At 70.9% G+C, this 22,509-nt stretch carries 21 protein-coding genes and 1 tRNA gene; 13 read left to right on the top strand and 9 right to left on the bottom strand.

Annotated elements, in window-relative coordinates:
- The first annotated feature begins 4 nt into the window (after positions 1–4).
- From OG470_RS36345 to OG470_RS36315, 7 genes are all read left to right on the top strand, one after another.
- The gene (locus OG470_RS36345) at positions 5–2,128 is read left to right on the top strand and encodes an MMPL family transporter (protein ID WP_328419210.1); all 2,124 of its coding nucleotides are present in this window, start codon (positions 5–7) and stop codon (positions 2,126–2,128) included.
- Positions 2,118–3,356 carry an NAD(P)/FAD-dependent oxidoreductase gene (locus OG470_RS36340; protein WP_328419208.1) on the top strand — a complete coding sequence of 413 codons (1,239 nt, stop codon included), beginning with the start codon at positions 2,118–2,120 and terminating at the stop codon, positions 3,354–3,356. The genes OG470_RS36345 and OG470_RS36340 overlap by 11 nt, the downstream gene beginning before the upstream one ends.
- A gap of 140 nt (positions 3,357–3,496) precedes the next feature.
- Positions 3,497–3,570, top strand: a tRNA-Ile gene (locus tag OG470_RS36335).
- Positions 3,571–4,103: 533 nt separating this feature from the next.
- On the top strand, positions 4,104–5,654 hold the full coding sequence (locus OG470_RS36330; RefSeq protein ID WP_328419206.1) for a TIGR02677 family protein: 1,551 nt from the start codon (positions 4,104–4,106) through the stop codon (positions 5,652–5,654).
- On the top strand, positions 5,651–7,000 hold the full coding sequence (locus OG470_RS36325) for a TIGR02678 family protein (protein WP_328419204.1): 1,350 nt from the start codon (positions 5,651–5,653) through the stop codon (positions 6,998–7,000). Before OG470_RS36330 ends, OG470_RS36325 begins: the two co-directional genes overlap by 4 nt.
- A 9-nt stretch (positions 7,001–7,009) precedes the next feature.
- Positions 7,010–11,029 carry a TIGR02680 family protein gene (locus OG470_RS36320; RefSeq protein ID WP_328419202.1) on the top strand — a complete coding sequence of 1,340 codons (4,020 nt, stop codon included), beginning with the start codon at positions 7,010–7,012 and terminating at the stop codon, positions 11,027–11,029.
- Positions 11,022–12,200 carry a TIGR02679 domain-containing protein gene (locus tag OG470_RS36315; protein WP_328419200.1) on the top strand — a complete coding sequence of 393 codons (1,179 nt, stop codon included), beginning with the start codon at positions 11,022–11,024 and terminating at the stop codon, positions 12,198–12,200. The genes OG470_RS36320 and OG470_RS36315 overlap by 8 nt, the downstream gene beginning before the upstream one ends.
- A gap of 257 nt (positions 12,201–12,457) precedes the next feature.
- Here OG470_RS36315 and OG470_RS36310 read toward each other — a convergent pair whose 3' ends face one another.
- On the bottom strand, positions 12,458–13,225 hold the full coding sequence (locus OG470_RS36310) for a helix-turn-helix domain-containing protein (RefSeq protein ID WP_328419198.1): 768 nt from the start codon (positions 13,223–13,225) through the stop codon (positions 12,458–12,460).
- Positions 13,226–13,305: 80 nt separating this feature from the next.
- Between OG470_RS36310 and OG470_RS36305 the strand changes: the two genes are divergently transcribed.
- Positions 13,306–13,695, top strand: a complete 390-nt coding sequence (locus OG470_RS36305; protein WP_328419196.1) for a nuclear transport factor 2 family protein — start codon at positions 13,306–13,308, stop codon at positions 13,693–13,695.
- Between the two features lie 387 nt (positions 13,696–14,082).
- Here OG470_RS36305 and OG470_RS36300 read toward each other — a convergent pair whose 3' ends face one another.
- A complete protein-coding gene (locus OG470_RS36300; protein WP_328419194.1) occupies positions 14,083–14,727 on the bottom strand; it encodes a site-specific integrase in 645 nt (214 codons plus the stop codon).
- 34 nt (positions 14,728–14,761) lie between these two features.
- Between OG470_RS36300 and OG470_RS36295 the strand changes: the two genes are divergently transcribed.
- Complete coding sequence (locus OG470_RS36295; RefSeq protein ID WP_328419192.1) at positions 14,762–15,328, top strand: hypothetical protein; 567 nt, start codon at positions 14,762–14,764, stop codon at positions 15,326–15,328.
- Positions 15,329–15,353: 25 nt separating this feature from the next.
- On the opposite strand, the gene OG470_RS36290 is transcribed toward OG470_RS36295, so the two are convergent.
- On the bottom strand, positions 15,354–15,785 hold the full coding sequence (locus OG470_RS36290) for a hypothetical protein (protein WP_328419190.1): 432 nt from the start codon (positions 15,783–15,785) through the stop codon (positions 15,354–15,356).
- Between the two features lie 286 nt (positions 15,786–16,071).
- On the opposite strand from OG470_RS36290, the gene OG470_RS36285 reads away from it, so the two are divergent.
- The gene (locus tag OG470_RS36285) at positions 16,072–16,356 is read left to right on the top strand and encodes a hypothetical protein (RefSeq protein WP_328419188.1); all 285 of its coding nucleotides are present in this window, start codon (positions 16,072–16,074) and stop codon (positions 16,354–16,356) included.
- A gap of 77 nt (positions 16,357–16,433) precedes the next feature.
- Here OG470_RS36285 and OG470_RS36280 read toward each other — a convergent pair whose 3' ends face one another.
- From OG470_RS36280 to OG470_RS36265, 4 genes are read right to left on the bottom strand one after another with little or no spacing between them, the layout of a single operon-like run.
- Positions 16,434–16,934: a hypothetical protein gene (locus OG470_RS36280; protein ID WP_328419186.1), complete on the bottom strand. Its 501-nt coding sequence runs from the start codon at positions 16,932–16,934 to the stop codon at positions 16,434–16,436.
- Complete coding sequence (locus tag OG470_RS36275; RefSeq protein ID WP_328419184.1) at positions 16,931–17,521, bottom strand: CDP-alcohol phosphatidyltransferase family protein; 591 nt, start codon at positions 17,519–17,521, stop codon at positions 16,931–16,933. The genes OG470_RS36280 and OG470_RS36275 overlap by 4 nt, the downstream gene beginning before the upstream one ends.
- Complete coding sequence (locus tag OG470_RS36270; protein WP_328419182.1) at positions 17,518–17,742, bottom strand: hypothetical protein; 225 nt, start codon at positions 17,740–17,742, stop codon at positions 17,518–17,520. Before OG470_RS36270 ends, OG470_RS36275 begins: the two co-directional genes overlap by 4 nt.
- A complete protein-coding gene (locus tag OG470_RS36265; protein ID WP_328419180.1) occupies positions 17,743–18,084 on the bottom strand; it encodes an ArsR/SmtB family transcription factor in 342 nt (113 codons plus the stop codon).
- A 164-nt stretch (positions 18,085–18,248) separates the two neighbouring features.
- Here OG470_RS36265 and OG470_RS36260 point away from each other — a divergent pair, with 164 nt between their 5' ends.
- Both OG470_RS36260 and OG470_RS36255 read left to right on the top strand, forming a co-directional pair.
- Positions 18,249–18,479, top strand: coding sequence for a hypothetical protein (locus OG470_RS36260; RefSeq protein ID WP_328419178.1), 231 nt, complete (start codon positions 18,249–18,251; stop codon positions 18,477–18,479).
- A 172-nt stretch (positions 18,480–18,651) separates the two neighbouring features.
- Positions 18,652–19,632, top strand: coding sequence for a hypothetical protein (locus OG470_RS36255; RefSeq protein WP_328419176.1), 981 nt, complete (start codon positions 18,652–18,654; stop codon positions 19,630–19,632).
- A gap of 30 nt (positions 19,633–19,662) precedes the next feature.
- On the opposite strand, the gene OG470_RS36250 is transcribed toward OG470_RS36255, so the two are convergent.
- A complete protein-coding gene (locus OG470_RS36250; RefSeq protein ID WP_328419174.1) occupies positions 19,663–20,556 on the bottom strand; it encodes a LysR family transcriptional regulator in 894 nt (297 codons plus the stop codon).
- Between the two features lie 104 nt (positions 20,557–20,660).
- Between OG470_RS36250 and OG470_RS36245 the strand changes: the two genes are divergently transcribed.
- Positions 20,661–21,593: a DMT family transporter gene (locus tag OG470_RS36245; protein WP_328419172.1), complete on the top strand. Its 933-nt coding sequence runs from the start codon at positions 20,661–20,663 to the stop codon at positions 21,591–21,593.
- A 41-nt stretch (positions 21,594–21,634) separates the two neighbouring features.
- Here OG470_RS36245 and OG470_RS36240 read toward each other — a convergent pair whose 3' ends face one another.
- Positions 21,635–22,462: a helix-turn-helix domain-containing protein gene (locus tag OG470_RS36240; RefSeq protein ID WP_328419170.1), complete on the bottom strand. Its 828-nt coding sequence runs from the start codon at positions 22,460–22,462 to the stop codon at positions 21,635–21,637.
- Between the last annotated feature and the right edge of the window lie 47 nt (positions 22,463–22,509).

The following is a 22,509-nucleotide window of genomic DNA, read 5'->3' as shown; positions in this document are numbered from 1 at the left end:
GCGGATGTCCGGACGAGGGGGCTTCGGTCGGGTCACGCTGATCGCGGTGGCGGTCGTGCTGGCCTGGCTGGTGATCGGCGGCGTGGCCGGGCCGTACTCCGGGCGCCTCAGCGAGGTCGCCACCAACGACAACGCCGCCTTCCTGCCCACCGACGCCGAGGCGACCCGCGCCCAGGACCTCGGCGGCGAGTTCGTCGACCGGCAGACCGTCCCGGCGCTGGTCGTGTACGAGCGGACCTCCGGCATCACCGACGCGGACCGGCAGCGGGTGAGCGCCGACGCCGCCCTCTTCGCCCAGGTGCCCGGCGTGGTCACCCCGCTGTCCCCACCGATCCCCAGCGAGGACGGCCAGGCACTCCAGGTCGTCGTGCCGGTGGACGACGCCGCGGGCGAGGAGATCGAAACCGTCGTCGAGCGGCTGCGCGACATCACCGGTGGTGACCGGGACGGGCTCACCGTGGACGTCGCCGGACCGGCCGGCCTGCTCGCCGACCTGATCGAGGTGTTCTCCGCCATCGACGGGCCACTGCTGCTGGTCACCCTGGTCGTGGTGCTGATCATCCTGCTGATCGTCTATCGCAGCCCGGTGCTCTGGATCTTCCCGCTGCTGGCCGCCGGCATGTCGTACGCGCTGGCCTCGGTCTTCGTCTACCTGCTCGCCGACGCCGACGTGGTCAAGCTCAACGGGCAGGCCCAGGGCATCCTCACCGTGCTGGTCTTCGGCGCCGGCACCGACTACGCGCTGCTGCTGATCGCCCGCTACCGGGAGGAGTTGCACCGGCACGACCACCCTTGGGAGGCCATGCGTACGGCGTGGAAGGGCGCCGCGCCGGCCATCATCGCCTCCGGCGGAACGGTCATCGTCAGCCTGCTCTGCCTGCTGCTGTCCAGCCTCAACTCCAACCGGGCGCTCGGCCCGGTCGCCGCCATCGGCATCGCCGCCACCCTGCTGGTGATGCTCACCTTCCTGCCCGCGTTGCTGGTGCTCGGCGGCCGATGGGCGTTCTGGCCCCGGCGGCCCCGGGCCGACCAGGCCGACCCGCGGGCCGAGCACGGCATCTGGAGCCGGATCGCCGGCTTCGTCGCACGGCACGCCCGACCGGTCTGGCTGATCACCGCCGCCGTACTGGCCCTCCTCACGCTCGGCCTCACCCAGCTCGGCGCCACCACCCTCGGCCAGTCCGACCTGTTCACCCAGCGCACCGACTCGGTGGACGGCCAGGAGGTGATCTCCCGGCACTACCCGGCCGGCACCGGCAGCCCGGCCACCATCTTCGCCACCGAGCAGACCGCCCGGCAGGTGGCCCAGGTGGCGCAGGGCGTGCCCGGCGTCGCCGCGGTCCGCCCGGTCAGCGCCAGCGAGCAGACCGGGCCGCCCGACCCGACCGCCGCACCGAAGGTCGTCGACGGGCGGGTCCAACTGGAGGCGACCCTGGCCGATCCGCCCGACAGCGACGGCGCCGAGCGGACCATCCGCGAGCTGCGGGCGGCCGTACACCAGGTGCCCGGGGCGGACGCGGTGGTCGGCGGCTTCACCGCGATCAACGTGGACACCTCCGACGCCGCCAAGCGCGACCAGAGCGTCATCATCCCGGTGGTGCTGGTGGTCATCGCGGTCATCCTGGCCCTGCTGTTGCGCGCGCTCCTCGCCCCGCTGCTGCTGATCGCCACCGTGCTGCTCAGCTTCGCGGCCACCCTCGGCCTCTGCGCGCTGCTGTTCCGCTACGCCTTCGACTTCCCCGGGGTGGACACGTCCTTCCCGCTCTTCGCGTTCGTCTTCCTGGTCGCCCTCGGCATCGACTACAACATCTTCCTGATGAGCCGGGTGCGGGAGGAATCGGTCAGACGCGGCACCCGGGCCGGGGTGCTGGCCGGCCTCGCGGTCACCGGCGGGGTGATCACCTCCGCCGGCATCGTGCTCGCCGCCACCTTCTCCGCGCTGGCCGTCCTGCCGCTGGTGGTACTGGTCGAGCTGGGCACCGCGGTCGCCGTCGGGGTGCTGATCGACACCATCATCGTCCGGTCGCTGCTGGTGCCCGCGCTCGCGTACGACATCGGGCCGAAGGTCTGGTGGCCGGGCCGGTTGTCCCGGGCCAACGGTGAGCGGGAGGCGCGCGATGCTGGCTGAGACCGACGTCGTCATCGTCGGCGGCGGTCTGGCCGGCCTCGCCACCGCCCGCCGCCTGCACCGCGCCGGCGTGCCCTGGCGGCTGCTGGAGGCCGGCGGCCGACTCGGCGGCCGGGTCGCCACCGACGTCGTCGACGGCTACCTGATCGACCGCGGCTTCCAGGTGCTCAACACCGCCTACCCCCGGCTCGGCACGCTGCTGGACACCGACCGGCTCAACCTCGGGTACTTCACCTCCGGGGTGCTGGTGCGCAAGGGCGACAACCTGCTGCGGCTGGTCAACCCGCTGCGCGAACCGACCGGCGTGCCGCGCACCGCGTTGGCCGGCATCGGCTCCCTGCTCGACCGGGTGCGCTTCGCCACGCTCGCCGCCGGCTGCGCCACCCTGCCCGCATCCCGGCTGCTCACCGCGCCGGAGACCAGCGCCGAGACGGCGCTGCGCCGGGCCGGCCTCTCCGACGCGATCATCGAGGAGCTGCTGCGGCCGTTCCTGTCGGGAGTGTTCATCGACCGGGAGCTGGCCACCTCCAGCCACGTGCTGGCGATGGTGCTGCGCTCCTTCGCCCGCGGCCGGATCGGCCTGCCCGCCGAGGGGATGGCCGCACTGCCCCGTGCCGTCGCCGATCCGCTGCCGGCCGACCTGATCGACCTGGACAGCCCCGTCACCGAGGTCGCACCCCGCCGGGTCCGCACCCAGGCCGGCGACATCCGCTGCCGGGCCGTCGTGGTCGCCGTCGACCCGGCCGCCGCGTCCGCGCTGCTGCCGACCCTGGCGACGGTACGGATGCACAGCTACACCACCTACTACCACAGCACGCCCGAGCCACCGCTGACCGAACCGATCCTGCTCGTCGACGGCGACCGGCGGGAGATCGTCACCAACACCGTGGTGCTCAGCAACGCCGCCCCGACGTACGCGCCGACCGGACGGCACCTGGTGGCCACCTCCGTGGTCGGCCCGAGTGCCCCGCCCGAGCCGACCGTACGGGCCGAGTTGACCCGCCTGTACGGCCGGTCCACCGCCGACTGGACGCACCTCACCACCGTGGCCGTTCCGGACGCGCTACCCGCCGCGCTCCCACCGCAGGGGCGGCTGCGCAAGCCGGTGGCGCTGGGCGAGGGCCTGTTCGTGGCCGGTGACCACCGGGACAGCCCGTCCATCCAGGGCGCTCTCGCCAGCGGCTGGCGTACCGCCGGAGCGGTGCTGGCGGAGCTGCGCGCCGGGTGACCGGCCGCTGCCCGGCGGTCCCGGATGGGCGGCAGCGCGCTGTTATATTCCTGTTGCCCATCGTGCGGTTGAGGCGTGGGCACCGGCCGGCTCGGTGCTGGCCGCTGACCGCCGGGCGGGATAAGATCCGGCGCGGTGTCGGGGCGGTAGCTCAGCCGGTTAGAGCAGGGGACTCATAATCCCTCGGTCGCGGGTTCGAGTCCCGCCCGCCCCACCGAAACGGATACCCCAAACGGAGGGTTCAAGACCCGCGAAGTTGCAGGTCACGGCCGGTATGTCGGAGCTCGAACAACCGGCGTTGTTTGGAATGGCACCGGCCGACCAGCCCGTGTGCGCGGTTGGGGCTGGGCCACTCGTCGGCGGCTGCCTGTGCCTTACCTCGATCAGTCTGAACGGGGGCGACCGCGGCCAGACGGGGGCGCGGACGCGCTCGGACGTACACCGGCTGGAGTTGGGCGCCGCGCGGCAAACCGGCTCGCTCAGGCGACCAACTCAGCCCGCCTCTGGCAGGATCGCCTTCCATACCAGGTCTGCCCCCTCGCCAGGGCGGGTCCACGGAAACGCCGGCAAGTGAGCTAGCGATCAAGCGTCGTAGATGTGGTGCGATTCGTGACGAAGATATTCGAGTCGAATCCAGGCCATGAATGCATCGACGTTCGACCACATGGTAGTCACGGTGGGCGTGCCTGGGCGCAGCGTGGCGGACGTAGTCGCTACGGTGGAACCTCCGAGGGGCAGGGAGGTCGTATGGGGCAGTCCGGCACGCCATCGTTCGGGCTCGACGATTTCGGGCTCGACGACCGAATGAGGCTGTTCGGCTACGTCACCGCGGAGAACCGCCTTGCCTACCTGTGGGTGCTGCGCGCGTTCGACGCCGCCCGCGCCAGTTACCACGTGGTCCTGCACACCTCCGACGTGACGACGGCCCTCGCCGACCTCGCAGCCACGCACCCGGACTGCCCCGACCCGACCCACCTGGAGCTGCCCCGCCTGCTGGATGCCCTGGTCGACTGGGGTGTGCTCGACCGCGGTCAGGACGGCGCCCGCGCCACCACCCTCGCCGAATACCGCAACCGCCACTCCGTGTACCAGTTCACCGAGGCCGGCTACCGCGCGCACCGCGCCGTGGAGAGCGTCCTCGCGGCCGGTCTCGATGACAGCACGCTGTCCAGGTTGGTGTTCGCGGACCTGCTAGCCGACCTCAAGGCTCTCGCCGCCGCGAACTCCGCCGGCGATGCCGAGGAGGTGTACCGCAAGCTGAACCGCCTCGATCGGGCCTTGGCTGATGTGGCGGAGCGGGCCGCCCGGTTCTACCACATGCTCAGCGACCTCGGTCGCACGCACGATGTGCGCCCCGAAGTTTTCCTGGCGCACAAGGACACTCTGCTCGCCCATCTGCGGGATTTTCACGACGAGCTTCAGCGGTACACGCCACGGCTGCGTGAGGCCGTACACGAGGTGGAGGCCACCGGCCTCGATCGCCTCGTCGAGGCGGCGGCCGCGGCCGACGAGCGATTGTTCGCCACCCCGATCGAGCGGCTGGAGGACTGGCGGCGCCGGTGGGTCGGGTTGCGGTCGTGGTTGGCTCCGCCGAGCATCGACGCGCTGAGCGAAGCCGACCGGTTGGCCGGGGCCACCATGGCGGCGATCGGTGACGTCCTCGCCCTGCTGCGCCGGGTCACCGAGGCGCGCCGCGGTGGCGTGAGCCGGGAGTCGCAGTTGCGGCATCTGGCCGCCTGGTTCACCGACGTCGGGTCGGAGGAGGCGGCGCATGCCCTGTTCGATGCCGTGTTCTCGCTGGGCGGCCCGCGGCATGTCGGGGTCGCCCATGACGACCCGGAGGCGATCGCAACCCGGCTGTCCTGGTGGGATGCCCCGGCTGTCGAGCTGTCGCGCACCCTGGTGCAGTCCGGCCGGGCGCCCGGCGCGGGCAACGGGCGACCGGCCCGCATGGAGCGATCCGACCTGGCGCGGCAACACCTGCGCGAGCGCCAACTCGCCGACGAACGCCGGCACGTCGAGGCGGCTGCGGCACTCGCCTCAGTCGATGCCGGTGACGGCGTTGCTCTCGACGACGAGCAGGCGGCGGTGTTGCGGAGGCTGCTCGACGTCGCCCTGGCGGCGCGTACCGCGGGTCGCGCCGATGTCCGGCTCGCGGCTGCCGCCTTCGGTGTGCGCCTGACGTTGACACCGACGCCGGGCCGGTTCACCACCGTGTCCACCAAGGCGGGTCGGTTGCATCTCGACGGGTATGCCCTCACGGTCACGGCTGCGGCACACACCAGGGCGGCGGCATGAGGCTCGCCGCGAAGGTCTCGGACCTAGAGTTGGCCGACTACCAGCGGGCGGTCCGCCTGCTGCTGCGGCATCCGCTGATCACGTCATCCTGGCCGGACGAGCGGGCGTTGCCACGGGTCCGACGGTTCTCCGCCGAGCTGCGCCGTGACCTGGCCGACGCATTCGGATACCGGCTGGAGCTGCACGGCGCAACGGCACGGCTCGTCCGTACCGCCGACGCCCTTGATCCCGATCGGCCGGCCGTCACCCGCACCGGCCGCCCGTTCGACCGGCAGCGGTACGCGTACCTGTCGTTGGCCCTGGCGGCGCTGGGTCGAGCCGGCATCCAGGTGACGTTGGGTGAGTTGGCCGATGCGGTTGCCAGCGACGCGAACCGCATCACCGGCCTGGGCTTCGACCCGGACGCCGGGCCGGATCGACGGGCGCTGGTCGATGCGGCCGGTTGGCTGGAGGAGCGTGGTGTGCTGCGCCTCGCCGACGGATCCAGCGCGTCCTGGGCCGGCGACCCGGGTGCCGGAGAGGCGCTGTACGACATCGCCCGTGATGTGGTTTTCGCCCTGTTCCGGCCGCCGCGGGTGCTCCAGCACGTCGATTCGGTGGCGGCGCTGCTGGAACGCTCGATGAGCCGCAGCGGCAACGCCGACCGCCGCGCCGCCGCGCAGGCTGCCCGCCGCGCCGTCGCGGACCGGCCCGTCGTCTACTACGCCGACGTGACCACCGAAGTGGCCAACCACCTGCGCGGTTCCGCGCTGCCGGCCGACCTGTACCGGCTGACCGGGTTACGGGTCGAGCGGCGTGCCGAGGGTGTGCTGTTGGTCGACACGGTGCGGCTGTCGGCGGAGCAGTTCCCCGGCACTGGGTCGGTGGCCCAAGCGGCGGTGCTGCTCGCGACGGCGATGGCCGACCGGGCCGCAGACCCGGACGGGCGCCGGGTCCGGCGGATGGCCGCGCCCGACCCGGGTGCGGCGCGGGCTGCCCTCGTCGGTCAGGTCGACGCCGGTCTGCCCCGCGCCACCCGGGTCGGGATCGACGAAGGGGCCGAGGCCCACGACGACGAGGCCGGTGACGACGAGGCCGGTGACGACGAGGCCGGTGACGACGACAGCCGTCTTCCGTTCATCACCCACAGCTTCCTGTCGGACGCCGTCGCCGACATCCTCGATCGGTACGGGACCGCGTTCGGTGCGACCTGGCACGCCGACCCGGAGCGGCTGCGCAGCGAGGCGGTGGCGTTGCTCGTCCGTTTCGGCGCGGTCGTCAGCGTGCCCGGAGGGGTGCTGGTGCGCCCGCTGGTGGGCCGCTACCGCAACACCGTCGCCCAAGTCCGTCAACGAGCACTGTTCTAAGGACGACACGTGTCACGCTTCGCGCCCATTAGGGCTGGAATCATCAACCTCTGGGACTACCGCGACGAGGAGTTCCTCTTCGTCGACGGCTGGCTCGTGCTGCGCGGTCCCAACGGATCCGGCAAGACCAAGGCCCTCGAAGTGCTCTTTCCGTACGTTCTCGACGGACGGATCGAACCGCGACGGCTGAACCCGTTCGCGGGCGAGGACCGCACCATGAAGTCCAACCTGCTCTACCGTGGCCAGGAATCCGCGCACGCGTACGTGTGGATGGAATTCGGTGACGGGACGCGACACGTGACCATCGGAATCGGGCTGCGTGCGCACAAGCACAACGACCGCGTCGCGCGCTGGCACTTCGTCGCGGAGGGCCGCGTCGGCGTCGAGTTGTCCCTGCTGGACGCCGACGACCGGCCGCTGGCCCGTAAGGATCTCGTCGAGGCGCTCGGCGCCGAGGCGGTGCGCGACTCGGCGGAAGAGTATCGGCACCTCGTCGACGCGGCCCTGTTCGGCTTGGGACCGGCGCGTTACGAGCAGCTACTCGACCTCGTACTGACGCTGCGCAAGCCGCAGTTGGCGAAGGACCTCAACCCGGTCGAGTTGTCCCGGACGCTGCAACGCGGGCTGCGGCCGATCGAGGACACCCTGCTGGTGGAGGCCGCGCGCTCCTTCGACGACATGGAGGCGGTCGCCCGTACCCTCGAAGGTCTGGTCGCGGCGGACGGCGCCACCGCCGCGTTCCTCGGCGTCTACGCGACGTACCTGCGTACCCACGCGCGCGCTGCCGCCGACGCGCTCAGCGCGCGCCGCGCGGACGCCGACGACCGCGCGCGGGGACTCCAGACGGCGCGGGCAGCCGTGACGGCAGCCGACGCGGCGGCCGACGCGGCAGAGGAGCGGTTGCGCGCCGCCGAGGGGGAGCCCGGCCGGCTGCGCGCCCACCTGGACGCGTTGAAGAGTTCGGTCGCCTACCGGTCCCACGAGCAGCTCGCCGATCTGGAGCGCCACACCGAGGATCTGTCCGCGGCCCTCCGGCGGGCCGAGAGCGTGGTCACCCAGGAGGACGGCACCGCGGCGCGTCGGCGTTCCGACTGGGAACGCGACCTGGTTGTTGCCCGGGACATGCGAGCGCAGGTCGGCCGTCTCGCCGCTGAGCTGGCCGGGGACGCGGAGGCCGGAGGTATCGACTGGGCAACCGGCGATGCCGCCGCCGACGGCCTCGGCACTCGGGTGTCCGCGCGGGCGGCCGCTCGACGCGACGACGTGACGGCGGTCCGGATGCACGCCGACCGGCTCGGCCAGGCCGAAGCCGAACACGTCCGGGCCGCCGAGGCCGCCCGCTCGGCGGCGGCTGCGGTCGAGGACGCGACCGCCGCCGAAGTCGCCGCCGAGCAGGCGGTGCACGCCGCGCGCGAGCAGATCGTCGACGGGGTACGCCGATGGGCCGCCGACCGCGTCGACCTGCTTACCCAGCTGGACCTGCCCGAGCTGCCCGATGCCCTGGCCGCGACCGTCGACGGGCCGCCACTACGCGAGGTGTACGCGGACGCGGTCGCCGTCCCGGTGGCCACCCGGCGTGACACGATCGCCACCCTGACCGCCCGATCCGCCGCGCTGGAGGCGGACCGCTCCGCGCTGGTCGTCGAGCGCGACAGCATCGCAGCGGAACACGATGACGCGCCGCCGTCGGCACCGACCCGTCCGGCCCTTCGGACGGGCCGGGCCGGTGCCCCGCTCTGGCAGCTGGTGCGGTTCACCGACGGTGTCGCCGCCGCCGACGCGGCCGGGATCGAGGCCGCCCTACACGCCGCCGGGCTGCTCGATGCCTGGCTGCACCCGTCCGGCGACGACACGCTCGCCGCTCTGGCCGCCGGAGAGCAGGACGCCTACCTGCGGCCAGGTCCGCCGGCCGCCGGCGCGAGCCTCGCCGACGTGCTGGCGCCGGAAGCACAGGATCTGGTCGCGGCGGACCGGATCGTGGCGGTCCTGGCCTCCATCGCCCTCGACGAGCTTGCCGGTGTCGCACCGTCGGGTCGGTGGGGGCAGGGCGTCGGCGTGGGCCGGTTCGCCAAGGACCGGTGCGAGTACATCGGTGCGACGGCGCGGGCGGCTCGCCGGGCGGCCCGCATCGCCGAGTGCGACCGCCGCATCGCGGGCCTGGACGCCGCCATCGCCGCCGTCGCCGCTGAACGGGCCGCACTGCACTCCGTGATCGAGCAGGTCAACGCCGCGGCGAACGCGTTGCCGCCGGTCACCGGCCTGCATGCCGCCCTGCGTGACGTCGACCGCACCGCAGCCACCCTGCGGGTCCGCCAGGAGGCGGCGACCGAGGCGGCCATCCGACTGGACGCCGCCGTGGCCGAACAGTCCGCCGCCGGGACCGCCCTGCGTCGGGTGATCGCCGCCCGCAGCCTCCCCGTCGACCGGCTCGACGCCGTAGGCGCCGCCGTGGATCGTTTCGACCGCCTCGGGGTCCGCCTCGAGGCCGCTTACCGGGCCGTCGACGCAGCCGACAGCGCCACCGCCCAAGCGGAGGAACGACACGGCGAGTCCCAGGAACGGCTCGACGCGGCCCGCGCCGAGGCGCGCGCCGCACACGGCCGGCACCGGGAGAAGGCCGAGGAGTTGCGCACCCTCACCGAGGCGATCGGCGCCGAGGCGCAGCAGGTGCTGGCCGATGTCAGTCGCACGACCGACGAGATCGCGGCAGCCGAGGCGACGCTGCACGCCGCCCGAGCCGCGCACAGCACCGCGTTGCAGGAGCGCGCCGGTGCCACGACCCGCGTGGACCTCGGGGTCGAGGCGGTCACCGCCGCTCTGCGGGAGGTCCGGCGCGAGGCGCAGCGGTTGCGCCCGTACGCGCATGCCGACCTGCTCGGGCTGATGCGCTGCCCGACCGGCCTGCGCTGGCCCGCGGAGGACAGCGAGGAGCTTGGCGCCGCAGTGATCGAGCTGCACGAGGCGATCCTCACCGCCACCCGCGAACTGAACCCGACGGAGACGTCGCTCAAGCAGAGCGCCACCCGGCTCACCACCGCGCTCGGCGAATTGCAGGCGCAACTGCCCGCCGCTGGCCTGGATCATCGTCCCGAGTGGGACACCGACGACGGCGTCATCGTGGTGCGCGTCGCCGACGAGCAGGGTCTCACCCCCGTCGCCCATTTCGCGGAGCGGATCGCCCGGGAACGCCGGGACCAGGAACAGTTGCTCACCGACGCCGAACAGCGGGTCTTCGAGGACGCACTGCTGGGGCAGCTCGCCCGGCAGATCCACCACCGCACCATCGAGGCCCGTGACCTCGTCGACGGCATGGACACCCAGATGCGAGCTCGGCGCATGTCGTCGGGGCTCACCGTCGGCGTCGGCTGGCGGCTCGCCGACGACCTCGACGCCGAACAGCGCGAAGTCTGCAAGCTGCTGGAGAAGGACCCCGCCCGGCTCGGTCCGACACAGCTCACCACGCTACGGCGGCACTTCGCGCACCGGATCAAGGCGGCGCGGTCCGTCGCACCGGAGAAGCCGTACCGGGAGCTGCTGGCCGACGTGCTCGACTACCGGCAGTGGCGGGTGTTCGCTTTCACCCTGCATCGGCCCGGCGGCACGACTGAGCCGCTCACCCGAGCCCGGCACAGCCAGCTCTCCGGCGGAGAGCAGTCGGTGTCGCTGCACCTGCCGCTGTTCGCCGCCGCGAACGCGCTCTTCGGCTCCGCCCGACCCGACGCGCCCCGGCTGCTCGGTCTCGACGAGGCGTTCGCGGGGGTCGACGACACCGGGCGCGGTGAGCTGATGTCGCTCGCCAAGCAGTTCGACCTGGACCTGTTCATGACCGGCTACGACCTCTGGGCCACCCATCCGGCCGTGACCGGGGCCGCGCACTACGACCTGTCCCACTCCGCCGTCGACCACACCGTCTCAACGGTGCTGCTCGTCTGGGACGGGGGGATGAATACCGCCGACTTCGACGGCACCCTCGCCCGAGCCCTCGGGTCGCCGGAGACCCGGCGGGCACCAGCGCTCGCCAATGGTTGACCTGCTCGCCGATCCGGGATGGCGGCGACTGCTCAGTGCGGCCCGGCGCAGCCTCGAACGCACCGGCGGGAGCATCGATGGTGCGGTGTCGGTGAGCGCGCCGACCGACGCCGAACGCCTGGTCGTCATCGGCGTCACCGGCGTACACCGCCCGGTGGGCGTGGGTCGCCTCACCGTGCGGCTCGCGCAGCTCGACGAGCACCTGCGGGCCGCGTACGGCGACGGTCTCGCCGCGGTGCTCGGCCCGATCCGCAACCGGGCGGGTGAACGCAGCCGGGAAGCCGTCGGGCGGGACGCGGTGCTGTCGATCGCAGCCGACGGTCGGTACGCCGGCGCCGGCTGGCACGAGGGATGGCTCGACGGCCTGCGCCGGGACGGTTCGTTGACCCGGATCGTCCGCGGCGGTCTGCCGTTCGGCGAGGTGGTGACGGTGCTCGACGCGCTGCCCGCAGCCGACGAGCCCCTGCCCGCCTTCGCCGAGCGGATCCTCGGCGACACCAAGTCGCTGAGCGAAGGGTTCGTCCGGGGTCTCGTGCTGCGCGCTGTCGCCGAATGGCACGGGGTCCGCATACCCTCCGACGCGGAACAAGAACGGGCGCTCTGGGAACTCGTCGGAGTGGTCCCCGACGACCTGGCCAGCCAGGTGCTGGTCCTCGGTGTCCCGGCGACCGGGGGCGTGCTGGGTGAGTGGTTGACGTCCGCCGCGGCTGCCGGGGTGCCGTTCCGGGTCACTCTGCACCAGCTTCGCCGTACCCCTTTGATCCTCGACTGCGACGACATCTTCGTCTGCGAGAACCCCGCTGTGCTGCGGGCCGCTACCGCGCGACCGTCGCACCCGCTGGTGTGTGCCGAAGGTGTGCCGTCCGCCGCCCTCCACGCATTCCTCCGGGCTGCCCGGCCCGGCACGCGGATCCACTGGCGCAACGACTTCGACTGGACCGGCGTACGCCTCACGGCTGCCGCTCTCGCGCGTTATCCAACCGCCGTCGGCTGGCGGATGGCTGCCTCCGACTACCTCGCCGCGGGTGCGTCGGGGAAGACGCTGATCGGCAGCCCGGCGGACACGCCGTGGGATCCGCACCTGGCCACGGCGATGCGGGAGGCCGGGCGCTCCGTCATGGAGGAACGGTTGCTCGGTGACCTGCTTCGCGATCTTGCCCCGGGGTGCTGAGTCCGCATGGTCATGAAGATCAAGCCGGGTCAGGTTCATGCGGTATCGCTCGACATCCGTAGGCTGGGCAAACGTAGCGGCATCGGGTCACCGGCGATGGTGACGGCGGGGTTCGCATAGTGGTACCTCCGGCCCACCAATAGCGCTGAGTTGGGGAACGTAAAACCGGATGTAGCGGTGCCCGAACCGCTGGGGTAAGTGCCTCGTGAGCAGGCTGGCCGTCACCACCGCGCTTTTATCTGCGGCAGGACAGTGCGCTATTCCGTGAAGTAGGCGGCGCTCTCCGCGTCCGCCGGGTAGTAGGACTCGATCGCGACCTCGTCCAGCGTGATGTCCATCGGGGTGCCGAACGTGGTGATGGTCGAGAACAGCCGCAGCTCCCGTCCGCCGATGCGAAGGATCATCGGGATCACGACGTCTGACTCGATCCGCTCGCTCGACGGACCCGCGGGTTCGGGCGCGAGCAGTTCTTCGTAGAGCGCCGTGAGTTCGGGGTCGGGTGCGATGGCGAGCTGGCGCGTGATCCGGTTGCGGAACACCGCTCGCACGTCGGCCAGGTTGACGACCATGGGCGCGAACCCGCGCGGATCCAGTCCCAGCCGCACCAGGTTGACCGGCGGCCGTAACAGGTCGGGCGCAACCCGCGCGAAGAACGGGTCGACGGCGCGATTGGTCATCACGATGTTCCACCGGCGATCGAATACCAGCGCCGGGTACGGCTCGTGCGCGCGAAGCACCCGCCGGACCGCGTCGAAGGCCGCCGACAGTGCGTCGTCGTCGAGTGGACGCTCATCGTGCCGAGGTGCGAAGCCGGCGGCGAGCAGGAGCCGGTTGCGATCACGCAGCGGCACGTGGAGCTGCTCCGCGAGCCGGAGGATCATATCGGCGCTCGGCCTGGACTTGCCGGTCTCGACCAGGCTGACGTGACGAGCCGAGACGTCCGCGGCAATCGCGAGGTCAAGTTGGCTGAGCCCCCGGCGCTGACGCCACTGCCGCAGGAGTTCCCCCACCGTGTACACGATCATGGAGCGTACTCATCGTCGAGCCGGACGCCATGAAGTCCGATGTCATCGACAACCGAAGCGGCCGCGGAAACACTGCGTTCATGACCACCGAGAACAAGAGCATCGTCCAACGGGCGCTGGCAGGACTGATCGAGACCGGCGACGTCGACGCGCTCGCACCGTTCCTCAGCGACGACTTCATCCACCACCGACCGGGCACGACCACCTCGACCAAGTCGGAGTGGCTCGCCGCTGTCGACGCCGCGCTGGTGCCGCTCGCCGGCATGCAGGTCGAGATTCATCAGGTGCTGGCCGACGGTGATCACGTCGTGGTGTACTCGCGGCGGTGGCTTCCCGACGCGGGACCGGAGATCGCGGTCGTCGACATCTGGCGGATCGGCGACGGGCTGATCGTCGAGGGGTGGGAGATCATCGAGCCCGTCGCTCAGGTGGCCGCCAACCTGGTGTGGTGGGAACCTGCTCAGCACTGAACATGCGTGAGCCACCTGCGATGCGGACCTCGCCGAACGACAGGCCAGGTACGCATTCCGGCCATGATCGGATATCTGGAGCGAAGCGCCGTAAACCCCTCCGTGGCGGTGCGAGAACCGAGGGCAGCACCACCGATGTTGGCGGAGCAGCGACGGCAGGCGGTCACCGCCAGGCCATCATGATCCACGAGTGGTGGTTAGGTGACCGGGGCCGCCGCGCCGATGCTGTACGCGGATCGGATCAGTCTGACGGCGCTGCGCCGGGTGACCAGCCAAACCGGTCAGGGCATGCGTCGGCGTACGGCCGCTAGCGTCACGATCGGGCCCTGAACAGGGTGAATGCGGTTCGGGTTCTGCCACATCTGGTCCACCAAGCAAAATCCCTGGTCAGCCATCCTGCCGACGACCCGGACGAACCGCATCAAGATCCGGACCGAGGCCCTCAGTCCGCACTGAGTCCGCAGTAGCACGACCCGCCGCCCGGTCGAGGCGGTCCGCCACCTGGTCCAGGTCGTCCTCGAACAGGTCCGCGTACACGTCCAGCGTCATCGCCGCCGAGGCGTGCCCGAGCATCCGCTGCACCGCCTTCACGTTGGCGCCCTCAGCCACCGCCAGACTGGCCGCAGTATGCCGCAGCTCGTGTGGTGTCAGGCTGGCGAGCCCGATCGACTCCGCAGCCCGATCGAAGACCCGGCGACGGAAGTTGTTGTTCCGCAACACCTCGCCAGCCGGGGACGTGAACACCAGCTCGTCGCCATTGCGGCCGGCGACCTGCGCGGACATCGGCTCTACCAGGCACCGGGGGAGCGGCACCGACCGGCGTTGATGCGTCTTCGGCGTATCGAACACCGCCCGACCGTTGACCTCGGTCACCGACTCCGCCACCAGCGGCCGACGCTTCACCAGGTCCACGCGCCGCACCCGCAGCGCCGCCAGCTCACCGCAGCGAAGCCCCGTGTAGGCGAGCACCCGGATGATCAGCCCATGCGGCTCTGCTGCCGCCGCCAGCTCGCCCAGGAGATCCGCTCTCATGGAATCGACGGGCCACGCACTAGCATCCGTTCTCATGACTACGGGGAATTCCACGACGGAGGTGACCCGGCGACGAATGCCCACCCTCGTCGTCGTCGGGTCCAGCCTGCTGCTAGCGCTGAGCGGCCTGGCACGGCTGGGGCAGGTGGCCGCGGAGGCGGTCAACCAGGACGCGTACGTGACGGCGCACGAGCGGGTAGGCGCGCCGAGTACGTTCGCCGCCCTGCCGATGATGTTCCTCATCGGCGTCGGCCTGGTCGTGTCGCTGGTCGCACTCGCCATCCTGCTGCTGGCGTTGGTCAACCTCGTCGGCAGGAACTGGACCCGGATCGTCACCTGGATCATCGGCGGCGTGACGCTGGCGGTGGCGGGGTGCTGGCGGGCCCTGGCCCTCATCCCGGCCCCTTCAGGAGAGGTCCCGGAGGTGACCGAGTGGGACAGCGTCAAAGCGGTCGCCGGTCAGCTGATACCCGCGTGGGTTGAGCCCGTAGCCACCGTTACGGGGTTCGTGGCGTCGCCCTCGCTGCTGGTCGCCCTCGTCCTGCTCGCCCTGCCGCCCGCCAACGCCTTTTACCGGCGGCGCCACGTGGTCACCGACTGACCGAGGCTGCCCTTTCAAACGGCGGCTAGCCACCGGCGGCGCTGGTCCCATCGCCTCCATTGCAGCCCAGGTCGCGGGCAAGTTCGCCGATCAGCACCTTGGGCCGGCGCCGCAGCCACCATGGGTCAGTCACGCCGAACGGCCAAAAGGCCGCACCGTCGTCGACGGTTACCTCGCGGAACTTCTCGTCCAGTTGATCCACAATGACTTGCCAGTTCGCCCGCACGGGCTCGGTGAGCAAGGGCAGCGCCTGATCAAGCCATTCGCGGCAGACCAGGTCGTTCCTGTACTCGTCGGTACACCAGTCATAGCCTTCACGGATTTCCTCGATCAGTCCGGACCACCCTTCCACCATCTGCGGAAGGCTGAAGGCCCTTCGCCAACCCCGTTCGCGCAGCACTTCCCCTACGCGTAAGGCAGATTGGTAATCCTCGCGGCTGAGGTTCTGGCTCTCCATCGTCCCATCATGCATCCATGGGTCACCTGACCCCAGTCAGAGCCAGCAGCACGCGCAGCGGCTATCCCTACCAGAAACAGCGACTCGTCCACAGCGCGAGGTGAACAGCTACCGGGATCACGCCGTCCGTTCTTCCGGATCAGGGTGACGTGCCAGCCACGTGCCAGTAGCCGGTACCCCGAATGAGCACGAGCGGGCACGACCTGTGACCAGTCCCCGGCCCACGAGCAGGCGTTTCGGGCATCCGGGCCAGTGGTCGTCGTCCTTCCAGACTGAAGGTGTGAGTATGCGGTTGATCGACTTGGTGGAGCGCCTAGACCAGCTCCCCGATGAGGCGACGATCTACGCCGGCCGACCCTGGACCCCGGAGGCACGCGCGGCGGCCGTGGTGGACGATGAGAACCAGCGGTCTGACTACCTGCTTGAAGTCAGCCTGGTGCGTGAGGCGCTTGAGGTCTGGTCGGCGTGGCGCGGTGGCCGATCACCAGACCGGTGGGCCTGCGTGGCCCTCCCTCCACCGCCGGTGCCGGGACGACGACCCCATCCGCCGGAGTCGGCTGGCGCCAGATGAGCGCACCCGATCTTGCCCCAGCTGTTGTGTCGGTGCCGGGACAGTGTCCATGTCGATGCCGGGCCGGCGGCCACCGTTTAGTAGTCGGCGAGCTGCGGGGCCAGCGCGATCGTTGCGAAGCGGATCGCTCGGCCCAGCAGGCACGTCGCCGCGAAGACGACCGGGCGCATGGGTGTGCGGCCCAGGTAGACGCTGGCGGCCAGCAGCGGTGGAAATCCGGTGACGGCGCTGACCAGCAGCACCCCGGTCGCCTGGCGGGGGCGTTCCATCACCTCGACGAGTCGCGCACCGACCGCCTTCGGACGCGCGAGCATCGCGCCCAGTCGGCCTGGTGGCTCCGGCGCGGTGGACGGGCGTCTGCTGAGCCGGCGTTGTAGCCAAGTCGAGCGGATCGCGCCGCGCGCACCGAGGAAGATCAGGGCCTTGCCGGCAGTCTGACCGGCTGCGGCGGCTACGCCGAGCGCCACGGGCGGCGTGCCGGTCGTCGCTACGACCGCGATCAGGTACGGCTCGGCCGGGGTGAACGGCAGGAAAGCCGACAGGAGCCCGACGGCCGCAGCCGCCAGGACTGCGATCATGGCCGGGTGTGCGGCAGGCCCGCCGGCAACTTGGCGGCGCAGACCAACGAGACGACCTTCACCGCGGCGACCCCGAGGGCGAACGTGACGGCCGCGGCCATCGGCGCGAAGATCGCCAGGATCACCACCGCGGCGGTGTTCAGCGCCTTTGCCGGCGGAGACCAGTTCCACCGGTAGATGCGCCGATCGACGCAGGCGAAGTAGTTCGGGCTCAGCAGCGGCCAGCGCAGGAACATCAGGCTCAGCAACTGGTCGATGACCATGAACTGGACGAGGAACACCGCGACCGGCAGGGCGGTGGCGGGCCGCAGCACGACCAGTGCGGCGGCACAGGCCGACGTGCAGGCACGGTCCGCGACGATGTCGAAGACCGCGCCGGTGCGCGTCTCCTGTCCCAGCCCCCGGGCGGCGACGCCGTCGAGGATGTCACCGATCCAGTAGATCAGGTACGCGGCGACGAGCAGGTGGGCGCTGCGGTGGGTCAGCGCTGCCACGGCGAGCCCGACGGAGCCGGTCGTTCGTACGGCGGTGATGGCGTTGGGAACGTTGAGTAGCGTGACCGGCGGACTGAGGCCGAGGGCGGTCATTCGGCGTCCTTGAGGATGCGTTGCATGTCCGCGGTGCGCCGGTTCAGATCGGCCAGCTGCGCGCTCACGTCGGTGAGCAGGCGCTGTGTTTCGGCGGCCTGCTCGGCGTACTGCCGCTGCAGTTCGGCCGACACCGTAGCCCGCTTGCGGACGCCCGCATACCCGACAACCGAGATGAGCAGGGCGGCGATGACGACGAGGAAGACCGAGCCGACGTCCATCTAGATTTTTCCTTTCGGTACGGCGTCGCCGTCTCCGGCGTTGCTCAGGGTCGTGGCGGCAGCCGCCACCACGTCGGGCGTGAGGTGCAGCGAGAACGGCGTGGCCTCGTAGTACTTGAGTGCCTTGCCGTCCTCGGACAACTCCAGATGCGCGGTGACCAGCCCGGCCTTTTCCAACTTTTTGAGGTGCACCTGCAGCAGTGCGCGGCTGATGCCCAGATCGCGGGCGAGCTGTGAGACGTAGGCGCGTCCGCCGGTCAGTGCGGCGAGCACACGCAGTCTGTGCGGACTGGCCAGAGTGGCAAGGACCTCGATCAGCCGATCGCCGCTCAGCTCTCCCATAGCTCACCTTGGCTCATGCCAACTATTATTGGCATGAGCAAGCGCGTCCGTCAACTCCGAAGCGGACCGACGCGCGAGGCGCAAGACCTCACCGACCCATGTGCGAGATCCGTGCTCCGTTCGGAGTCTTTCCTGCTCCCTGCGCCACGGCCCACACTGGGTGCATGGGCACGACTCAGGCCCCGAATCCAGATCGCGACTGGCTGAAGCGCAGCTACGTGGATACGAGCACCAACCCGTACTCCATCGACGCGCGGACGGAGATGATGGGCCGCCTTGCTGAGGGCACCGGAGGCAGCCGAGCCACCCGGACAGTCATGCGCGCCGTCGCCGGCATCACGCTGGTCGCGATCGCTTTGTCGATTGTCCTGGGGGTCCTGAACCTGGTGGGGTGAGCCGCCCGGGCCATCGACGGGCCAGTAGCAATCGGGTCGAACGGTTACCAGCCGGCACGAGAGGTGAGCGGGCGACGGTCAACGATGAGGGCTGACCGGCCGAGCATGCACCGGCCTGGTTGCCCTGACGAGGCCGGGCTCTGCCCTTTTGCCCGGCGGATAGCATCGCGCGATGCAGCCGACCTACGTGACTTTCGCCCAGAAACCGGCGTCGACCGCGAATGCCGTCCTGAGCATCAACCGCGGCACCGAGGCCGGGGGACATCTCAAGCTGGACGCCGACGGCTCCGTGGAGATGACGTTCGACGTTCCGGCGGCGGACGCCAACGGGGAAGCCACCCTGGGGATCGTGGCGCTGGTGTCGAAGCTGGGCAGTGCGGTCGGGTTCGCGCCGCTCGACATCTCCGTCAACGATCGGTGCCTGGTGCACGGCTGGCACATCCCGGGCGGGGGAGACCTCTTTCAGCACATGGACTTCGCCATACCTGCTGGCCGGCTGCGGCCGGGCGCGAACAAGCTCCGGCTGGCCAGTGCCGTTGACGCCCGCAGCATGCTCTGGCTCAACCGGATCACCATCGACGCCGTGTTCGACCGGGGCCGGTCCGCGCGGGCCATGGACCAGCGCGAGGCCGAGGAACCGGTGCTCCGGTACTCGACCCGCATGCAGGCCATGGGCGGCGCGTGGCAGCCCGGTCCGACGGTCATCGCGTACGTGGACCGCGGCGAGCAGAGCCTGCTCGACCACCTCGCCTGGGCAGACGCTTCCGGCGCGGAGTACGCGGTCACCTTCACCGCCGAACTGGACGGCTTCTACGGCTGGTGCCGGCCGGCTGGTGCGGAGTCGCCGCACGAGTTGCGCGGCTCGCTGACCGGGCGGTGGCGGGCCGATCACCCCGACGCCGGCATGGCGAAACACTGGTACCACACGGAGGAGGGATGGGGCGGCGGCTGGTACCGCTCGAACGGGATCACCTTCGCGATCGGTGCCGACTCGTTGCCATTGGCCAGGGCGAGCTGGCGGGACAAGCGCGGCAACACCGGGACGGTCGCGTTCACCGGCCCCGGCGACGCATTCGTCGGCACCTACCAGCGGGTCGGCGAGGGCGCCATCGGCTACCGCGGCCGCTCGCCCGCACCGACCAAGGGCGAATAGCACCAGGCTGGTACCCGGGACGCTCACGTGTCACTCCTTGGTGGCGTCCAGGAGGGCGTCGATCAGCGCGCGCAGTGCCGGCTGGGCCAGTGAGATCTCCCGGACCGCAGCGTAGATCCTCCTGATCGGCTCTGGACGGCGGACCGGGCGGGTGGCGACGCCGGGATGGCGGGTGCCCAGCCCGAGTCGGGGGATCAGGCTGACTCCGAGGCCGGCTGCGACGAATCCCTGGGCCGTGGCGTAGTCCTCCGACCTCGCGACAAAATCCGGACTGAAGCCTGCCGCGGCGCAGGCGTCGGTGATTGGCTCCAGGCAGGGGCCGGGCGGTTCGCTACCGACCCACGGTTCGCCGGCGAGGTCGGCCAGGTCGATCACCTGTTGTGCGGCGAGCGGGTGTCCGACAGGCAACACAGCCTGATACACGTCGTCGAGCAGGTGCACCACACGGATGCCCTGGCGGATTTCGTCGCTCGGTCGGCGGACCACAATGGCCAGGTCGGCGTTGCCCCGCTCCACCTCCGGCAGTGGATCATCCGGATCGCTGAGCTTGGGGTCTGTCGCCACGCCCGGATGCTCGCGCCGGAGTCGGGCGAGGGCGGGTGCCAGCAGGGTCGGGCCGACCGAGGCGAAATAGCGGACAGTCAGCCGGCCCGTCCGCCCCGAGCGCAGGTCGGCCAGCGCGGTCTCCGCTTGGGCCACGTGCTGGCTGATGACGGCCGCGTGCCCGACGAGCAGTTGACCGGCCGCCGTGGGCCGCACACCCCGGCCGACCCGTTCGAGTAGCGCGATCCCGGCCTCCTTTTCCAGGGCCGCCACCTGCTGGCTGACGGCGGAGGGGGTGTAGCCGAGGTGCGCCGCCGCTGCGGTCACCGACCCGCTGGTGACCACCGCCCGCAGCACCTGCATGCGTCTCACATCAAGCATGTAGCACAACTTAACTTAAGTGCAAAATCTTTTGCTTGTCCTTACGGGTTGGGGTGCGGCACCGTTCATGGGGGCCGATCAAGGAGATCAGGGGTGACGGTGTCGTGGGCAGGACATGGGCGTGGGCGCGGGTGGGCGTGCTCGCCCTGCTGTGGGGATCGACCTTTCTCTGGATCGAGTTGGCCCTGGACTCGCTGACTCCGGTCCAGGTCACCCTCAGCCGTTGCGTACTCGGATCGGCCGCTCTGCTGGTCGCATGCCTGGCCTCGGGCCGGCGGTTGCCCCGGGGCCGGGGGACCTGGGGTCACATCGTCGTGGCCGCCCTGTTCTGCAACGCACTGCCGTTCGCCATGTTCAGCATCGGCCAGCAGACCATCGACTCGGGGGTGGCCGGCGCACTGAACGCGACGACCCCGCTGTGGTCGCTGCTGATCGGCGTCGTCATCGGAACCGAGCGCGGACTCCGGCCGGCCCGGCTGGGCGGGCTCCTCCTCGGGTTCACCGGGGTCGTGCTGATCTTCGCTCCGTGGGAGACGACCGGGCCGATCGGCTGGGGCGCCCTCGCCATCGTCGCCGCGGCGGCCAGCTACGCCGTCGGCTTCGCGTACATGGGCCGCAACCTGGTCGGCAAGGGCATCCCCACCATCTCGCTGTCCGCGGCGCAGCTCATCGCGGCGACCGGCCTGACCGCGGTGACCTTGCCGGCCGGCGGTCTGACGTCGATCGAGATCGGGCCGAAGACCCTGATCGCCGTCGTGATCCTGGGCGTCGTCGCCACCGGAGCCACCTTCCACCTCACCTACCGGAACATCGCCGCCGAGGGCGCCACCAACACGGCGACCGTCGGCTATCTGCTGCCGGTGGTCTCGGTGGCGTTGGGAGTCATCGTGCTCGACGAGGACTTCGGCCTCCGGATCGCCATCGGGATGGTGGTCGTGCTCGTCGGGGTCGGTCTGACCCGCCTACACAGCCGGCCGCCGGCACCGACAGACGTGATCCGTCGCCTTCCGCGACAGGAACAGGACGTACGCCAGTGACCGCATCCAGATGGAGTTCGCCGGCGACCTGACGGAAAGCCTCACATGGGCCAGTTGCTGGCGGCCAGCGTGCCCAGCAGCCGAAGCGCCTCAGCGCTTCGGCTGCGCGGCTCCGCGCGGTACACGATCAACTGCTGGCCGGGAGCGCCCCGCACGTCGAACGTGTGATACGACAGCGTCATTTCGCCCACCGCGCCGTGCCGGAACGTCTTCGTCTCGTGCGTCTTGCCCTGCACGTCGTTGCGCGCCCACAGCCGGCGGAACTCCGGGCTGGCCGCACCCGCCTCCTGGACCAGCTCCCGCACCCGCCGGTCGTGCGGGTCGTGGCCGAGGGCCAGGCGCAGGTTCGCCACGCACGCCTCGGCGGCTCGCTGCCAGTCGACGAAGAACGTGCCGCCAGCCGGGTCCAGGAAGGTCATCCGGACGATGCTGTCCGCCTCGGCGAAGTCCGCGTAGAACGCATCCGCCAGCGCGTTGCGGGCCAGCAGGTCGAGCCGCCGGTCGATGACGATCGCCGGAGTGTCCGGCCAGGCGTCGAGCAGTTCCCGCAGGCTCTGCTCGACCCGGGGCCGGGCGGGACCCGGCGCGCTGCCGGGCGATATGTCCGCCAGTCGGAAGAGATGGTCGCGGGCGTCCGGTCCGAGGTCCAGCGCCCGGGCCACGGCGTCCAGCACCGAAGCTGACGGGTTGCGCTCCCGTCCCTGCTCCAGACGGGTGTAGTAGTCGACGCTCACCCCGGCCAGCACCGCGACCTCCTCGCGGCGCAGACCCGCGACCCGCCGGACGCCGCTGGACACGAGGCCGACGTCGCCCGGCGTGAGCCGGGCACGCCGAGCGGTGAGGAACGTCCCGAGCGCGGTGGTTGGCATGCCACCAACGGTAACCAGGCTGGCTTCGACCAGGCAGGGTGCGCCGC

Source organism: Micromonospora sp. NBC_00389, from assembly GCF_036059255.1.
In the GTDB taxonomy this organism is placed as follows: domain Bacteria; phylum Actinomycetota; class Actinomycetes; order Mycobacteriales; family Micromonosporaceae; genus Micromonospora.
This window is presented reverse-complemented; position numbering and strand designations above follow the sequence as displayed.

Excerpts from the sequence above, each read along its gene's own strand:
- OG470_RS36240 (WP_328419170.1), bottom strand. The coding sequence starts at position 22,462 with ATGCCAACCACCGCGCTCGGGACGTTCCTCACCGCTCGGCGTGCCCGG.
- OG470_RS36265 (WP_328419180.1), bottom strand. The coding sequence starts at position 18,084 with ATGGGAGAGCTGAGCGGCGATCGGCTGATCGAGGTCCTTGCCACTCTG.
- OG470_RS36280 (WP_328419186.1), bottom strand. The coding sequence starts at position 16,934 with ATGATCGCAGTCCTGGCGGCTGCGGCCGTCGGGCTCCTGTCGGCTTTC.
- OG470_RS36300 (WP_328419194.1), bottom strand. The coding sequence starts at position 14,727 with ATGAGAGCGGATCTCCTGGGCGAGCTGGCGGCGGCAGCAGAGCCGCAT.
- OG470_RS36340 (WP_328419208.1), top strand. The coding sequence starts at position 2,118 with ATGCTGGCTGAGACCGACGTCGTCATCGTCGGCGGCGGTCTGGCCGGC.
- OG470_RS36250 (WP_328419174.1), bottom strand. The coding sequence starts at position 20,556 with ATGCTTGATGTGAGACGCATGCAGGTGCTGCGGGCGGTGGTCACCAGC.
- OG470_RS36260 (WP_328419178.1), top strand. The coding sequence starts at position 18,249 with ATGGGCACGACTCAGGCCCCGAATCCAGATCGCGACTGGCTGAAGCGC.
- OG470_RS36270 (WP_328419182.1), bottom strand. The coding sequence starts at position 17,742 with ATGGACGTCGGCTCGGTCTTCCTCGTCGTCATCGCCGCCCTGCTCATC.
- OG470_RS36285 (WP_328419188.1), top strand. The coding sequence starts at position 16,072 with ATGCGGTTGATCGACTTGGTGGAGCGCCTAGACCAGCTCCCCGATGAG.
- OG470_RS36315 (WP_328419200.1), top strand. The coding sequence starts at position 11,022 with ATGGTTGACCTGCTCGCCGATCCGGGATGGCGGCGACTGCTCAGTGCG.
- OG470_RS36275 (WP_328419184.1), bottom strand. The coding sequence starts at position 17,521 with ATGACCGCCCTCGGCCTCAGTCCGCCGGTCACGCTACTCAACGTTCCC.
- OG470_RS36290 (WP_328419190.1), bottom strand. The coding sequence starts at position 15,785 with ATGGAGAGCCAGAACCTCAGCCGCGAGGATTACCAATCTGCCTTACGC.
- OG470_RS36325 (WP_328419204.1), top strand. The coding sequence starts at position 5,651 with ATGAGGCTCGCCGCGAAGGTCTCGGACCTAGAGTTGGCCGACTACCAG.
- OG470_RS36330 (WP_328419206.1), top strand. The coding sequence starts at position 4,104 with ATGGGGCAGTCCGGCACGCCATCGTTCGGGCTCGACGATTTCGGGCTC.
- OG470_RS36295 (WP_328419192.1), top strand. The coding sequence starts at position 14,762 with ATGACTACGGGGAATTCCACGACGGAGGTGACCCGGCGACGAATGCCC.
- OG470_RS36255 (WP_328419176.1), top strand. The coding sequence starts at position 18,652 with ATGCAGCCGACCTACGTGACTTTCGCCCAGAAACCGGCGTCGACCGCG.
- OG470_RS36345 (WP_328419210.1), top strand. The coding sequence starts at position 5 with ATGTCCGGACGAGGGGGCTTCGGTCGGGTCACGCTGATCGCGGTGGCG.
- OG470_RS36305 (WP_328419196.1), top strand. The coding sequence starts at position 13,306 with ATGACCACCGAGAACAAGAGCATCGTCCAACGGGCGCTGGCAGGACTG.
- OG470_RS36310 (WP_328419198.1), bottom strand. The coding sequence starts at position 13,225 with ATGATCGTGTACACGGTGGGGGAACTCCTGCGGCAGTGGCGTCAGCGC.